This is a genomic window from Kitasatospora sp. NPDC127067 (genome assembly GCF_042724755.1).
Taxonomy (GTDB): Bacteria; Actinomycetota; Actinomycetes; order Streptomycetales; family Streptomycetaceae; genus Kitasatospora; species Kitasatospora lactacystinica.
The window spans coordinates 1-14,236 of sequence record NZ_JBHXEM010000183.1; the positions used below are offsets into that span (position 1 = coordinate 1).

A 14,236-nucleotide genomic window follows, 5' to 3' on the forward strand; every position below is an offset into this window, starting at 1 on the left:
GCAACGGTGCGGCGGGCCCTCGTCGCGCCCGGGCCCGCCGACAGCGGCGGGCCCGGACCGCTCAGCCGCGCAGAACGGCCGGGACGACGGCGAACAGCGCCGCCGTCACGGTGACGGAGAGGCAGAGCGCCGCCCAGCGGGCGCAGATCCGGCGGCACTCGACGCGGTACCGGGCGGCCAGCCGGCGGCAGCGCTCGACCGCGCGGTCGACGACCTCCTCGGCATAGCGCAACCGATCGGCGGCGTAGGCCTGTTCGAGGCTCTCCCGCTCCGCCGCCGGCAGCCACGGGAACTGCGCGGCGAACGCGCGGGCGTCCCGCTCGGCCGCCGCGACCTCCGCCTCCCAGGCCAGGAATCCCTCGATGCGGGCGAACTCCGCCCGGGAGTTCACCCGGGGGCTGGCGCCGGCGGGCCTGCCCCGGCGAGGGGTCCGTGCTCTCGGCGGACGCTGTCTGCCACCCATGACCGCTCCGTACGTTGTAAGGCGGCCCGCCGGAGAAGCCTGCGGGGGACGGGCTCCTGACGGGATCGCTCCGCGACCAGGCAACTACTATCAGCGACGAACGGCAGGTGGCGGGCGGCTCGCCACAACCCGCGCGATTCTTGCCGGACGGTGGAGCCCGCGACGAAGGGCCGGCCGGGTCCGCGGGGACGGACCTCCGGGTGACACGGACGGGCCCGCCCCCGGTGCGCCCGGGGGCGGGCCCGTTCCCGCCGTGCGCGGGGCGGCCGGGGAGCCGTCCGACGCGTGGGGGACAATGGACGGCATGTCCCGACGTCGTTCCGCTCCCCGCGCCGCAGCGCCGCGGCTGCTGCCCTCCTCCCCCTGCCCGTGCGGCCTCTCCGCCGGCTACGGCGACTGCTGCGGCCGGCTGCACCGGGGCCAGTCGACGGCCACCACGGCCGAGTCCCTGATGCGCTCCCGGTTCAGCGCCTTCGCCGCGCAGGACGAGGCGTACCTGCTGCGCACCTGGCACCCGGACACCCGGCCCGTGGAGGTCGACTTCGACCCGGGGCTGCGCTGGACCGCGCTGGAGGTGGTCGCCACCACCGAGGGCGGCGCGTTCCACGCACAGGGCACGGTCGCCTTCCGGGCCCACTGGACCGAGGGCGGCGAGGAGGGCGTGCTCACCGAGAACAGCCGCTTCGTGCGGCACGAGGGCGCCTGGGTGTACCTCGACGCCCTCTCGCTCGGCTGAGCCGCCCGGCCCCGGCCGACAGGTGCTACAGGTAGTCGTCCAGCCGGGCCAGGGCGAAGCCCTGCGCGGTGACGTCGTTGACGACCTTGCGCAGCAGGTCCGGCATGGAGGCCTTCCAGATGTCGGTACCCCGGAAGTGGGTCAGGATGATGTCGCCCGGATGCAGCTGCTGATCGTCGTAGCGCCATTCCATGTGGTCCGGGAAAGCCTCCTCGTTCCACAACGGCACCGCCTCCACCCCGCAGGAGGCCGCAGCCCGCAGGGTGTCGTCGTTGTACTCGCCGTACGGCGGACGGAACAGCCGGGGACGGACACCGATCTGCTGCTCCAGCTGGTCCTGCTGGTTGCAGATCTCCTGGCGCTGGGTCTCGTAGTCCAGCACCTTGAGGTTGCGGTGGTTGATCGTGTGGTTGTTGATCTCCACGCCCTGGGCGTGCAGGTCCCGGAAGTAGCCGTAGTTCTCGCGGGCGAGGTAGTCGGAGACGTACGTGCTGAGCGGGATGCCCAACTCCTCGGCCATCCGGGAGAACTCGGGGTCCTTCTCGGCGCCGTCGTCGACGGTCAGGAAGACCACCTTGTCGTCGGTCGGGACCCCGTAGACGACGGGCGGGCGGCCCTCCGCGAGCTTGACGCCCTGCCCCGGGGTGAGCGCGGGCCTGGTCGCCGGGCGCGGCGGGGCCTTCAGGGGCGGGCGTTCCAGGCCCCAGCGCTGCGCGGTCTCCACCGCGGCGCGGGCGGCCACCTCCTGACGGGCCGTGGCCTCGCCGCCGCTCTGCTCCTCCTTGCGGGCCAGGCCGGGCAGCTGCGGCCGCTCCGCGGGCGGGGCGCCCGCGCGGGCGGGGCCCTCGGCGGCCTGTGCCGCTTCGGCACCTCCCGGAGCCGCGGCGGCTTCGGCGGCGGGCGCCGCGTTCGCGTCGGCGGCCGGGGCGGGCTTCGGTCGGGCAGGAGCGGCCGGACCGGCGCAGCCGGCGAGGACGGCGGAGAGGCAGACGGTGGCCAGCAGGCCGGTCCGTACGCCGCTCCGGCGCTGCTGATTCCCCCTCAGACCCCCACTAATACGACAACCTGATGGTCTGTTCATAGCTGCACTGCTCCCCCGCCGCGCACCACCGCCAATCCCCACGTCACCCGCGCGGGGCAACGACGCACCGGAGCCTTGCCGTTCCTTTGCCCTGGCGGCGGCCGACCGGACGGACGGCTGGGGTGGAGCAGGGCGGTCGGGGTGGAGCAGGGCGGTCGGGGTGGAGCGGGGCGGTCGGGCCGGGCCGCCGGGAAAACCGATTGCGGGGGCGGCGCCATGAAGTGGATCATGCGCCCATGACCAACACCGCGCCCCGCAGCTCCGGCCCCTGGACCGTCGCCACCGCCGACGTGACCGCCCCCGAGGCCCTGGGCCTGCTGCGCGAGTACTACTACGACGTGGCCAACCGCTACTACCGACTGCACTTCGACCGGGAGGGCACCCCCGAGGAGCTGGAGTCCGGCCTGGCCGGCTCCCCCAGCGACGACCTCGCCGCCCCGGACGGCCTCTTCCTGATCGGCCGTCACGACGGCGTCGCCCACTCCTGCGCCGGCCTGCGGCGGCTCGACGCCACCACCGCCGAACTCACCCGCGTCTTCGTCCGCCCCGGCCTGCGCGGCACCGGCGGCGGCGCCGAACTGCTGGCCGCCGTCGACCGGGCCGCCCGCTCCCTGGGCGCGGACCGGATCGTCCTCGACACCCGCCTCGACCTGGCCGAGGCCCGCGCGCTCTACCTGAGGAACGGGTACCGGGAGATCCCCGCCTACAGCAGCGGTCCGTACGCCGAGATCTGGTACGGGAAGGACCTCACCGCCCTTGCGCGGTAGGCGGGTTGGGGTTGGGCCCGGCTACCCGGCACTCGCCGGGGCGTGGGACGCCGGCCCGTCCGTCAGGGCGGCCGCGAGTTCGGCCGCCGAGGGCGGGTTGGCGCCCGGGCGGGCGACGGTCAGCGCGGCCGCCGTCACCCCGTGGGTGAGGCAGACCGCGAGTTCGGCGCCGGCCGTGCGGGCGTGCAGGAAGGCGGCCATGAAGGAGTCGCCGGCACCCACGGTGTCGGCCACCGGCACCGGGAGGGCCGCGGCCTCGGCGTGTCCACCCTCGGCGGTCCGGGCGAACGCGCCCTCGGCCCCGAGGGTGACCGCGACCACGGCCGGACCGAGGGCCAGCCAGCGCTCGGCCACCGCCTCGGGCCGCTCGCCCGGGTAGAGCCAGGCGAGGTCCTCGTCGCTGGCCTTGACCAGGTCGCTCAGCGCCACCCAGCGCTCGACCCGGCGGACGGACTCGGCCCGGTCGCCCATCAGCGCCGGGCGCACGTTCGGGTCGTAGCTGATCCGCGCCCGCCCGCGCCAGCGCTCGACCAGCGCCAGCACCGAGCCCGCGCCGGGCTCGGTGACGGCCGCGATCGAGCCGAGGTGGATCGCGGCGGGCGGCTCGGCGAGTTCGGTCGGCGGGAGCGTCCAGCGGATGTCGAAGGTGTAGCGGGCCCGCCCCTGCCCGTCCAGCTCCACCACCGCCGAGGGCGTCCGGGCGACCTCGGCCGCCCGCACCCGCACACCCGCCGACTCCAGGTGCCGCCGGATCAGCCGGCCGTTGGCGTCCGGCCCCAGTTCGGTGAGCAGCACGGTCGGGCGGCCCAGCCGGGCCAGGCCGTAGGCGACGTTCGCGGGGCTGCCGCCGGGGTGCACCCGCTCCGGCTCCGCACCCGATCGGACGATGTCGGCCACGCACTCGCCGATCACCAGAACGGGTGAAGCTGGGCTGGTCACGGCGGCTCCTGGCATCCGGTACGCGGGCGTCGTCAGAACCGCCAGCCTACGGGGTGCGGCCGGGCACGCGGTGCCGGGGCAAGAGAGTACGGCCGCCGGACCTGGCCAGGTTTTCCGACGGCCGTGGATCGTCCGTCAGGGGACGATGCACTCCTCACGGTAGACCGCGTGCGGCGGCCGCGCCATCACCCTGGGCCGTCCGGGGGACCACGGTGTGTCGTCGAAGCGCACCGATCGCGCCCGGTCCCCTGCGGCAGTGAACTAGCATCCGTGGCCGGGCTCCCCCGTTCCGGCGGCTCCCGCCCTCTCCCCCGCTCCCGCTCGTGAAGTGCGGTGATCACTCTTGTTCAGGCCCCGCGCCGGTCTCCTCCCCTCGCTCGTGCTCAGCGCGGTCGTGCTCTCCGCGAGCGTGCCGACGGCCGGCGCCGCCGACGGGCTGGGCGATCCGGTCTTCCCCTCGCTCGGGAACACCGGGTACCGGGCGCTCCGGTACGACCTGGCCTTCGACTACCGGGCCGGGACCAGGACGGTGGACGGCACGGCCGTGATCACCGTACGGCCGGACCGCGCCCTCGCCCGGCTGGAGCTGGACGCGCTCGGGCTGACCGTGCGCAGCGTCCGGGTCGACGGACGACCGGCGGACTTCGCGGCCCACGACGAGAAGCTGACGGTCACCCCGGCCGGGCCGTTCCTGCCGGGCGCCGTCACCCGGCTCACCGTCGAGTACAGCGCCGATCCCCGTGCCGCGCTGCCGCACACCGGCTGGGTCCCCACCCCGGACGGCTTCGCGGTGGCCGGCCAGCCCAACAGCGCGCACACCGTCTTCCCGTGCAACGACCACCCGGGCGACAAGGCCCGGTTCACCATCGCGGTGACCGCGCCGGACGCTCTCCTCGGCGTGGCCAACGGCGAGTTGACGGCCACCGAGCGGCTGGGCGACGGCCGCACCACCCGCCGGTACGTCTCCCGCGAGCCGATGGCCACCGAGCTGGTCCAGGTCTCGGTCGGCGACTACACCGTGCGTGAGCGCACCGGCCCGCACGGCCTGCCCCTGCGCGACGTCGTGCCGACCGCCCGCACCGCCGAGCTGGAGCCCGCGCTCGCCCTCACCCCCGGTCAGCTCGTGTGGGCGGAAGCCCACCTGGGGCGGTTCCCGTTCGAGGTGTACGGGATCCTGCCGGTCAACACGGACGACCCGGCCGCGTTCGCCTTCACCGGCCTGGAGACCCAGACGCTCACCCTGTACAAGCCGAACTTCCTGCGGCAGGCGGAGCCGGCGATCGGCTCGCACATGATGCACGAGCTGGTCCACTCCTGGTTCGGCAACAGCGTCTCCCCCGCCCGGTGGTCCGACCTCTGGCTCAACGAGGGCCACGCCGACTTCTACGGGCTGATGTACCGCTACGAGCGCGGGTGGCCGGACGCCTGGGGCCACACCACGCTGGTCGACCGGATGCGCTACGTCTACGGGCTGGGCGACCAGTGGCGGCACGACTCCGGGCCGGTCGCCTCCCCCACCGCCGCCGACCTCTTCGACAGCCAGCGGTACACCGGCGGCGCGCTGGTGCTGTTCGCGCTGCGGGAGAAGGTCGGGGCGGAGGCCTTCGACCGGATCGAGCGCACCTTCCTGGGCACCCACCGCTACGGGAACGCGACCACCGAGGACTACGTGCGGACGGCCTCCGCGGTGTCCGGGCAGGACCTGCGCGGCTTCCTCCACGACTGGCTGTACGGGCTGCGGACACCGCCGATGCCGGGGCATCCGGACTGGGTGGTGGGCCCGGTCGGCCCGACGGGGGCGGTGCCGGCGGTTCCGGCCGCGCCGGGCGCTGCGGGGGTGGCGGTTCCCGGGCCCTCGGCCTGGGAGCGTGGGGCCGCAGGGGCGGGCGGGCCCGGGGTGGCGCGGGGCTCCGGAACGCTCTGACGGCGCGGCTGGGGCTGCTGGTGCACGCCCGGCGCGCCGCCGTGCGTCCGGTCGCACCGTACGCGCCCCTGACCGGCAGGGGCGGGTGGGGCCATGGTGGTTCCCACGGCCCGCCCGCCGCCCGGCAGAGTCCCGGTCGGTTCGCGGGCCGTCCAACCTTTCCGGACACTCCCGCCGCGGGCCCGCGGCAGGTCCGGGCCGTAACCCTTCCGGCGCAGCGTCGTTGGACCGGCCATGAAGAAGCGCAGCATGCTCGCCGTTGCCTCGCTCGCCGTTGGTGTCGTGGCCTCCCTCACCGCGCCGAGTGCGCACGCCAGTGCCGTGGGCGGGCAGGAGGGACTGCCCGGGCCGCTGAGCAGCGCTCCGGACGTGGTGCCCGGGCAGGTCGGTGACGCGGGCGGCGTCCTCGGGGAGGCCACCGGCTATGTGACCGGGTCGGCGAACGGCCTGGTGGCGGCCACTCCCGCGTAGTCCGGCGCCGGAGCCCACCGCACCGGTCACGGTCACGGTCACGGTCACGGTCACGGTTCAGGACATCGGGGCTCCGAGGTCCTGGGTCCAGTAGGGGGTGCCGGCGGAGCTGGTGGCGAAGCCGACGCCGATGTCCTTGAATCCGCAGTCGAGCATGTTGGACTGGTGGATTCCGCCGTCCATCCAGCGGGCGAAGACGGCGGCCGGGGTGGTCGGGCCCCGGTCGAGGTTCTCGCCCCACTGGGACCAGCGGTAGCCGGCGGCGGTGATCCGGGCCTCGGTGCGGACGCCCTCCGGGTTGACGTGGTCGAAGAAGCCGCGGGTGGCCATGTCGTCCGCGTGCTTCTGGGCCGTGCCGTGCAGCCGGGGGTCGATCCGCAGCGGGGCGCAACCCGCCCTGGCGCGTTCGACGTTGACCAGGTCCACCAGCTGGCGTTCCGGGTTGGGCTGCGGTGTCGCGGCGGCGGTGCGGGTCGCGGTGGGCGTCGGTGCGGGCGTCGCCGTCGCCGTCGGGCTCTCCGCGGGCAGCGGGGTCGGCTCGGGGACGACGGCAGCGGGTGCGGCGGCGGCCGTCGGGGTGTCCGGTGCCGCGGCCGGAGCGGTGGGCTCGGGTGCCGTCGGCTGCGGGGGTTCGGCCTGCGGCCAGACCAGGGCCAGGGTGGTCACCGCGACCGCCGCGGCCGCCCCGCTCGCCAGGACGGCCTTGCGGGCCGCGGTGCCGGCCCAACCGCCGTGCCCTCCCGCATGCGCCCCGGCACCGGCGTGGGCCCCGGCCCCCGCTCCGGTGGAGGCTCCCGTTCCGGTGGCGGCCGCCGAGGAGACGACGGCGGCCGCGGTGTGCTGGAAGTGCAGCAGCACGGGCCAGTCGAGCGGGATCGGCACCAGGGCGAGGCCGGCCAGCAGTCCCTCCGCCGGGAAGAGGTCCCGGCCGAGGCCGTCGCAGTCGGCGCAGTCGCGGATGTGGCGGGCTATGCGCTTGCGCCAGACCGAGTTCGGGGTGCCGTCGAAGCCCGCGGTGAGCTCGGTCAGTCCGGGGCAGCGGGGGTAGGCGCAGAGCGCGCGGACGACGATGCGGCCCGCTTCGAGCTGCTTCTTCATCCGCTGTACGCGCACGGCGGTGTGCTGCGGGCTCAGGTCGAGGGCGTCGGCGAGTTCGGCACGGGTCAGTTCGCCGGCGGCCTCCAGCCACCAGAGGGCGAGCAGCTCCCGGTCGTCCGGGTCCAGCCAGCGGGTGGCCTCGGCCACCTCGCGGCGCTGGCCGGACAGGCCGAGGCGCAGGATGGTGAGGTCCGTGAAGTCGGCCCGGGGGTCGGCGACCTCCCAGGTCTCGTCCAGCCCGCCGACGGTCGGCTGCTGCTGGCCGGCGGCGTGCCGGCGGCGCACCTGGTTCATGGTGATGGCGACCAGCCAGGACCGGAAGGACTCGGGGTCGCGGAGCCCGTCCAGGCCGTCCAGGGCGCGGATCATGGTCTCCTGCGCGACGTCGTCCACGTCGGCGTGGCCGCCGAGGGCGCGGCCGGCCACGTTGTAGACGAGCGGCAGCCAGGCGGCGACCAGCGCCTCCTGGGCCTGCCGGTCACCGGCCTGCGCCGCTAGCACCAGGGTGGTCCCGGTCCTGTTCTGCACATCAGCGTTCATGGTCCGCACTCCGTCTTGCCGTGTATCCGTCCGCCGCTGCCTCCTCGGAGACCCGTGTGGAGTGATCAGATAACAACAATGTGCACGGAATCGGAAAATCGGTCCGGACTACTCGGCCCAAGCCGGAGCCCGGACCGGCCGGGCCAGGCCGGACCGGGCCGGGCCAGGCCGATTCATGCCGGGGACGCGAACACCTGGGTCCACCACGGACCGTTGACGCCGGTCCGCACGCCCACCCCGAGCTGCTTGAACGAGCAGTTGAGGATGTTGGCCCGGTGGCCGGGGCTGTTCATCCAGGAGTTCATCACGTCGGCCGGGGCCTTCTGGCCGCGGGCGATGTTCTCGCCCCAGGTGCTCCAGCTGTAGCCTGCCGCCTCGATCCGGTGGTCGGCGTGATAACCCTCGGGGCTGGCGTGATCGAAGTAGTTGCGGTCGGCCATGTCGTTGCTGTGCGCCTGGGCGGCGCTCGCCAGCCGGGGCTCCGCACTGACCGGCCCGCAGCCGGCCTTGCTGCGCTCGACGTTGACCAGGTCCACGACCTGCTGGGCGTACGACGGAGCCGCACCGCCGCCCACCGGCGGGGCCGCGGTGGGCCGCTTGGGCGGGAACGGGAAGCCGCCGGTCGCGGCCCGGGCGGCGTTCGAGGCCGCCTTGGGCGCGGAGGCCGCGGGGGTGGGCGCGGCGTTCGGGGCGGCGGTGGCCGCGGCCGCCGGGGAGGCCGGAGCGGTCGTGGTCGGCGTGAGCGAGGTGCTCGGAACGGCCGCCGGGTCGGTGGCGGTGGGGGTGGCCGGGGGAAGGACGTCCGGGTTCGTCCCGCCGGCGCCGGGCACCTGGATGCCCTCGCGCGTGCCCAGCTCCGCGGAGATCAGCATGTCGGCGGAGAGCGACTGGCCCGCCGTGTCCCGGTCGGTCTGCTTGCCGCCGTACGCCGCGTAGCCCGCGCCGGCCAGCGCGGCGAACAGCCCGGTGCCGGCCACGGCCGCGACGACCGCGGTGACCGGCACGATCCCGCCGCGCCGACGCGCCCGCCGGCCCCGCCCGGTGTGCCGCTCGGCAGCCCGCCGTGCCGCCCGGCCGCCGGAGCGGCCGCCGGCTCCACTCCCGTTGTCGCTGCCGGCGCCGCCTCCGCTCGCCGGGAGGATGGTCGTCCTGTCGTCGCTGTTCACGTGGCCACGCTTTCTGTTCCGGGTCGACTGGTCGGGTGTCGACACATGGGAGACCTCCCGGCCGGGCGCCGATAACAGAAACTCCGAACGAATGTCCGGCGGTCGGGCCGCGGCCTCAGCCGACCGGTGCCTCCGGGGCCATGTCGTAGGTGAGGAACCTGGTCCGTACGGCGACCTTGTCGTATTTTCCGCGGGCCCGGTAATTGTCCTCGGAGGTGATCCATCGGACGGTGTTCCAGCCGCGTTCCGCCGCGATTTCCCGCAGCCGGCCCAACAGCGCGTCCACCGCGCCGCCGCCCCGGGCCTCGGGCGCCACGAACAGATCGTCCAGGAAGCACCCGACGGCCCCGTGCAGAGGTCGCGCGAACGGCCGGTAGTGCGCGAGGCCGACCGGCCTACCGTCGCCGTCCCGCACCAGGAGCCCCGCCACCTCGTGCCCCGGGTCCATCAGCCAGGACCAGACCAGCTCGGCCTTCTCCTCCGGAACCGGGACCCGGTAGAACTCGCCGTACCCTCGGAACAGTTCGCGCCAGGCCTCGAAGTCACCGGCCTCGGGCGCGCCGACGCTCCAGCGGGTCGTGGGGGTGTCGCTCATCTCGGTCTCCATCACTCGGAAGGTGGTGCGGGCCCTCAGCATGACGCCCCGTCGCCCCGTCGCTGATCACCGGCCCGGCCAAGAGCACCCGCCCCCTGCGCCGTCGCGGCGCCTTGCGGCGACGGGCGCTCGGTGCCGCGCGGAAGGGGCGGCGGGAGGGGCGGGGGTCGTGGTGCGGGGCCGGCGGCCGGGGCGGATGCTGAGGGGGGTGGAGGTGGTGCTGTGGCGGGGTTGCTGCGGCTGGCGTCGGTGTCGCGGGAGGTGGCGGCGGAGGCCGGACGGCGGGCGAAGACGGAGTTGTTGGCCGGTTGTCTGCGGGGCCTCGGGCCGGTGGAGGGGGCGGCGGCGGTCGCCCTGCTGTCCGGGGAGTCGCAGCGGCTGCGGACCGGGATCGGGCCCGCGGCGCTGCGGGGGCTGCCGGAGCCGACGGCGGAGGCCTCGCTCGGGGTCCGGGAGGTGGAGCGGGAGCTGGAGCTGATCGCGGGAGTGCACGGGACGGGGGCCCAGGCGGAGCGGCGGCGCTTGTTGCACGGGCTGTTCGCTCGGGCGACCGCCGTGGAGCAGGGGTTCCTGCGGGCGGTGCTGGTCGGGGACCTGCGGCAGGGGGCGCTGGACGCGGTGGTGGGGGACGCCGTGGCGCGGGCGGCCGGGGTGCCGGCGGCGGCGGTGCGGCGGGCGTTGATGTTCCAGGGGTCGGCCCGCGCGGTGGCGCAAGCCGCGCTGACCGGTGGGCAGCCGGCGCTCGCGGCGTTCCGGCTGGAGGTGGGACGGGCGGTGCGGCCGATGCTGGCCGCCTCGGCGCCGGACGTGGCCACCGCGCTGGAGCGCACCGGCCCGGCCGCGGTGGAGTGGAAGCTGGACGGCGTCCGGGTGCAGGTGCACCGGGAGGGCGGGGAGGTCGCGGTGTTCACCCGCGGCCTGGAGGACATCACCGCCCGCGTCCCCGAGGTGACCGAGGCCGCGCTGGCGCTGCCGCTGCGATCGGCGGTGCTGGACGGTGAGGCGATCGCGCTCGGCCCGGACGGCCGGCCGCGCCCGTTCCAGGAGACCGCCGCACGCACCGCCTCCCGGCGGGAGCCGGACCGGCTGCGTGCCGAAGTCCCGCTCGACGCCTACTTCTTCGACCTGCTGCACCGGGACGGCGAGGACCTGGTGGACCGTCCCGGCCGGGAGCGCTGGGCGGCGCTGGCCGAGGCGGTCCCGGACGGCCTGCGGCCGGCCCGCGTCGAGACCGGGGACCGCGACCGGGCGCTGGCCTTCTTCCGGGAGACGCTGGCGCTCGGCCACGAGGGCGTGCTGGTGAAGGATCCGGCGGCCCCGTACGCGGCCGGGCGGCGCGGCGCGGGCTGGATCAAGGTCAAGCCCCGGCACACCCTGGACCTGGTGGTGCTGGCCGCCGAGTGGGGCAGCGGGCGGCGGCGCGGCTTCCTCAGCAACCTGCACCTGGGCGCCCGGGCGGCGGGCGAACCGGGGCTGGGCCCGTGGGTGATGCTCGGCAAGACCTTCAAGGGCCTGACCGACGAGACGCTCGCCCGGCAGACCGCCGAACTGCTGGCCCGGGAGACCGGGCGGGACGCCTGGACGGTGCGGGTCCGACCGGAACTGGTCGTCGAGATCGCCTTCGACGGGGTGCAGCGCAGCTCCCGCTATCCGGCCGGTCTCACCCTGCGGTTCGCCCGGGTGGTGCGCTACCGGCCGGACAAGAGCGCCGACGAGGCCGACACCGTCGCGACCGTACGGGAGATCGCCGCCGCCGAGGGGCTGTGAGCCGCTGGCGAAGGGCGGTGAGCCGTCGCCGACGGGCCGGTGAGCCACCGCCGAAGGACCGCGTGCCGGGCCGGATCCGGGCCGGCTCAGGGGCCGGTGGCTGCGGGGCACGCACTTGTCACCACGGCGTCAATTCAAACCTGCGTCACCGACCGGAGGCTCCGACGGGAGCCGAATCGGCCATTCTCGGTGATCCCGCCACCGCGCCCTCCGTGGACGGAGCAGCGCCGGTTAGGTTGGCAATGACAACGAGAGGCGGCCGCCGGGCAGCCGGCGGCGCACTGGCGAGAGGTGCCCGACCATGCGGGTGAATGTCGACCGGGACCGCTGCTGCAGCTCCGGGATGTGCGTCACGAACGTTCCCGAGGTCTTCGACCAGGACGACCACGACAGCCTGGTGAAGCTCCGTCAGACCTCGTTCCGGCCCGACCAGTTCGACGATCTCAGACTGGCCGCCCAGCTGTGCCCGGGCGGCGCGATCACCGTGGTCGAGGACGGGCCCGCACAGGCCGAGTAGGCCGGGAGGCCGAGACCGGGCCGGGCCGTTCCGGACACCGCGACGGCCCCCTGACGGACGTCCGATCACCACACCACCCCCACCGGAGAACCATCGCGACGCAAGGAGACCCCGCCTTGACGAGCACGCCCACCGTCCCCGCCGTCCCGCTCCCGGCCCGGCACTCCGCCGGCTGCCCGTTCGGCCCGCCGCCCGCGTACACCGAGGCCGCCGCGAGCGCCCCGCTGACCCGCGGCGATCTGCCCGGCGGCGATTCCTGCTGGCTGGCCACCGGCTACGCCGAGGTCCGCACCATCCTGTCCGACCGCCGGTTCAGCGCCGACATACGCCACCCCTCCTTCCCACTGCTGGTCGCCGGCGACCGGGAGCAGATCACCGCTACCCCGAGCTTCCTGAACCTGGACGACCCCGAGCACGCCCGGCTGCGCCGCATGGTCACCGGGGACTTCCTGGTCAAACGGGTCCAGGCGATGCGCCCGGACATCCAGCGGATCGTGGACGAGGCGCTGGACACGATGACCGATGGCCGCACCGAGGCCGACCTGGTCGCCGACTTCGCGCTGCCCGTCCCCTCCCTGGTGATCTGCCTGCTGCTCGGCGTCCCCTACGAGGACCACGAGTTCTTCCAGGGCGTCGGCCGGACGCTGCTCAGCAACGCCAGCACGAGCGAGCAGCGCCTGGCGGCCCGGGACGAGATGCTGGAGTACCTGGAGGGGCTGGCGACCCGCAAGCGGGCGGAGCCGCGGGACGACATCATCAGCCGGCTCGCCGTCCGGGACGACCTCACCCCGCGCGAGGTCGCCAGCACCGGCATCCTGCTGCTGATCGCGGGGCACGAGACGACCGCGAACATGATCTCGCTCTCCACCGCCCTGCTGCTGGACCGGCCCGAGCAGATCGCCAGGCTGGCCGACCCGGCCGCCCTGCCCGGCGCGGTGGAGGAGCTGCTGCGCCACCTCACCATCGTCCACACCGGGGTGGCCCGGGTGGCCCTGGAGGACGTGGAACTGGGCGGCACCACGGTCCGCGCCGGGGAGGGCGTGATCGCGATGCTCTCCACCGCCAACCGGGACGAGGAGGTGTTCGGCGGCGCCGACCGGCTGCCGGTCGACGAGCTGGACCTGGACCGGGACGCCCGGCGGCACCTGGCCTTCGGCTTCGGCGTGCACCAGTGCCTCGGCCAGCCGCTCGCCCGCGCCGAGTTGCAGATCGCGCTGGCCACGCTGTTCCGGCGGCTGCCCGGGCTGCGGCTGACCGTCCCCCGCGACGAGCTGGCGTTCCGCACCGAATCGTTCATCTACGGCATGCGGTCACTGCCCGTCACCTGGTGACGACCGGGTGAGCTCCGGGCGAGGTCCGCGGAGGCCCGCCGGGTCACCCGGCTGGCCCCGGCGCCGGGGCGGAGGCAGGCTGGAGGGGCGAAGAGACACCTCCGGTCCTGCCGCGCCCGCGACCCGGCGTGCCGGGACCGGCCGAGGAGACGGAGCCCGCGATGACCGACATGAGCGACCGGTCCAAGGTGAGCACCGAGGACGACGAGGACGTCCGCGCCGCGGACCCCGAGGAGGGCATCCCCTCGATGCAGAACCTGCACGCGCAGGACACCTCCCGGGCGGAGGGCGCCCCCATGCTGGACGAACCCGGCCAACCCGACTGAATCGTCCGCCGTACCGACTCGACCGCCCGGTGGGACCGGGCGGTCGCCGCGACCGCGGGTGTCGCTGCTCCGGCGGCGGGCCACCCGCGGGGGAGGATAGGCGCATGACCGAACACGACCAAGGCAACCGCCAGGCCCGGCCGTCCGCGGACCCGCGCACGTCGTGGGCGACCTGGACCACCCAATCGATCATCAGCGGCCCCGGTGGGGTGACCACCACCGAGGTCGGCCCCATCTCCGGCGACCTCACCGTGCACACCACCTGGGTGGACGGCGAGGCGAGGCTGACCGTCCAGTACACCGGCGCGCTGGACTGGTACACGGTCGCCGGCAGCCCGGTGCCGGCACACGACGAGAGCACCGCGCGGGCGATCCACCAGGCGATGGTGAACGGCGTCAAGGCCGGCCGGGGCGCGGGTGCCCCGGCCCCGCCGAAGCCCTAGGAACCTGCCGTTCCTCCCGGCAGCTCCAGGAGGGACGGCAGGACGACGGCGCGCCCGGGACCGGTCCCGGGC

15 protein-coding genes are annotated in these 14,236 nt (G+C 75.1%); 9 read left to right on the top strand and 6 right to left on the bottom strand.

Annotated features, from left to right (window positions below; translation table 11 throughout):
- Positions 1–61 precede the first annotated feature (61 nt).
- Positions 62–391, bottom strand: coding sequence for a hypothetical protein (locus ACFWJ4_RS38345; protein ID WP_049657125.1), 330 nt, complete (start codon positions 389–391; stop codon positions 62–64).
- 376 nt (positions 392–767) lie between these two features.
- Here ACFWJ4_RS38345 and ACFWJ4_RS38350 point away from each other — a divergent pair, with 376 nt between their 5' ends.
- Positions 768–1,199 carry a YchJ family protein gene (locus ACFWJ4_RS38350; protein ID WP_380553197.1) on the top strand — a complete coding sequence of 144 codons (432 nt, stop codon included), beginning with the start codon at positions 768–770 and terminating at the stop codon, positions 1,197–1,199.
- A 25-nt stretch (positions 1,200–1,224) separates the two neighbouring features.
- Here ACFWJ4_RS38350 and ACFWJ4_RS38355 read toward each other — a convergent pair whose 3' ends face one another.
- The gene (locus ACFWJ4_RS38355; RefSeq protein WP_380553200.1) at positions 1,225–2,280 is read right to left on the bottom strand and encodes a polysaccharide deacetylase family protein; all 1,056 of its coding nucleotides are present in this window, start codon (positions 2,278–2,280) and stop codon (positions 1,225–1,227) included.
- Between the two features lie 236 nt (positions 2,281–2,516).
- Here ACFWJ4_RS38355 and ACFWJ4_RS38360 point away from each other — a divergent pair, with 236 nt between their 5' ends.
- A complete protein-coding gene (locus ACFWJ4_RS38360) occupies positions 2,517–3,047 on the top strand; it encodes a GNAT family N-acetyltransferase (RefSeq protein ID WP_380553203.1) in 531 nt (176 codons plus the stop codon).
- Positions 3,048–3,068: 21 nt separating this feature from the next.
- Here ACFWJ4_RS38360 and ACFWJ4_RS38365 read toward each other — a convergent pair whose 3' ends face one another.
- Positions 3,069–3,986 carry a carbohydrate kinase gene (locus ACFWJ4_RS38365; protein WP_380553206.1) on the bottom strand — a complete coding sequence of 306 codons (918 nt, stop codon included), beginning with the start codon at positions 3,984–3,986 and terminating at the stop codon, positions 3,069–3,071.
- Positions 3,987–4,365: 379 nt separating this feature from the next.
- Between ACFWJ4_RS38365 and ACFWJ4_RS38370 the strand changes: the two genes are divergently transcribed.
- Both ACFWJ4_RS38370 and ACFWJ4_RS38375 read left to right on the top strand, forming a co-directional pair.
- Positions 4,366–5,910: a M1 family metallopeptidase gene (locus ACFWJ4_RS38370; protein ID WP_380553232.1), complete on the top strand. Its 1,545-nt coding sequence runs from the start codon at positions 4,366–4,368 to the stop codon at positions 5,908–5,910.
- A 234-nt stretch (positions 5,911–6,144) separates the two neighbouring features.
- Positions 6,145–6,381: a hypothetical protein gene (locus ACFWJ4_RS38375; RefSeq protein ID WP_380553209.1), complete on the top strand. Its 237-nt coding sequence runs from the start codon at positions 6,145–6,147 to the stop codon at positions 6,379–6,381.
- Between the two features lie 57 nt (positions 6,382–6,438).
- Here the strand turns inward: ACFWJ4_RS38375 and ACFWJ4_RS38380 are convergent, their stop codons facing one another.
- From ACFWJ4_RS38380 to ACFWJ4_RS38390, 3 genes are all read right to left on the bottom strand, one after another.
- Entirely contained in the window at positions 6,439–8,019 is a 1,581-nt protein-coding gene (locus ACFWJ4_RS38380) for a sigma-70 family RNA polymerase sigma factor (RefSeq protein WP_380553212.1), read from the bottom strand.
- A gap of 173 nt (positions 8,020–8,192) precedes the next feature.
- Positions 8,193–9,185 (bottom strand): CAP domain-containing protein, encoded by a 993-nt coding sequence (locus tag ACFWJ4_RS38385; protein ID WP_380553215.1) that lies wholly within the window; start codon positions 9,183–9,185, stop codon positions 8,193–8,195.
- 115 nt (positions 9,186–9,300) lie between these two features.
- Entirely contained in the window at positions 9,301–9,780 is a 480-nt protein-coding gene (locus tag ACFWJ4_RS38390; RefSeq protein WP_380553217.1) for a GNAT family N-acetyltransferase, read from the bottom strand.
- Between the two features lie 222 nt (positions 9,781–10,002).
- On the opposite strand from ACFWJ4_RS38390, the gene ACFWJ4_RS38395 reads away from it, so the two are divergent.
- The 5 genes from ACFWJ4_RS38395 to ACFWJ4_RS38415 all read left to right on the top strand — a co-directional run bounded on the left by ACFWJ4_RS38395 (position 10,003) and on the right by ACFWJ4_RS38415 (position 14,164).
- Entirely contained in the window at positions 10,003–11,547 is a 1,545-nt protein-coding gene (locus tag ACFWJ4_RS38395; protein ID WP_380553220.1) for an ATP-dependent DNA ligase, read from the top strand.
- Positions 11,548–11,848: 301 nt separating this feature from the next.
- Positions 11,849–12,064, top strand: a complete 216-nt coding sequence (locus tag ACFWJ4_RS38400) for a ferredoxin (protein ID WP_380553223.1) — start codon at positions 11,849–11,851, stop codon at positions 12,062–12,064.
- A 116-nt stretch (positions 12,065–12,180) separates the two neighbouring features.
- The gene (locus tag ACFWJ4_RS38405) at positions 12,181–13,395 is read left to right on the top strand and encodes a cytochrome P450 (RefSeq protein WP_380553226.1); all 1,215 of its coding nucleotides are present in this window, start codon (positions 12,181–12,183) and stop codon (positions 13,393–13,395) included.
- Positions 13,396–13,556: 161 nt separating this feature from the next.
- On the top strand, positions 13,557–13,721 hold the full coding sequence (locus tag ACFWJ4_RS38410; protein ID WP_359908824.1) for a hypothetical protein: 165 nt from the start codon (positions 13,557–13,559) through the stop codon (positions 13,719–13,721).
- Between the two features lie 104 nt (positions 13,722–13,825).
- Positions 13,826–14,164, top strand: a complete 339-nt coding sequence (locus tag ACFWJ4_RS38415) for a hypothetical protein (RefSeq protein ID WP_380553229.1) — start codon at positions 13,826–13,828, stop codon at positions 14,162–14,164.
- The last annotated feature ends 72 nt before the right edge of the window (positions 14,165–14,236 follow it).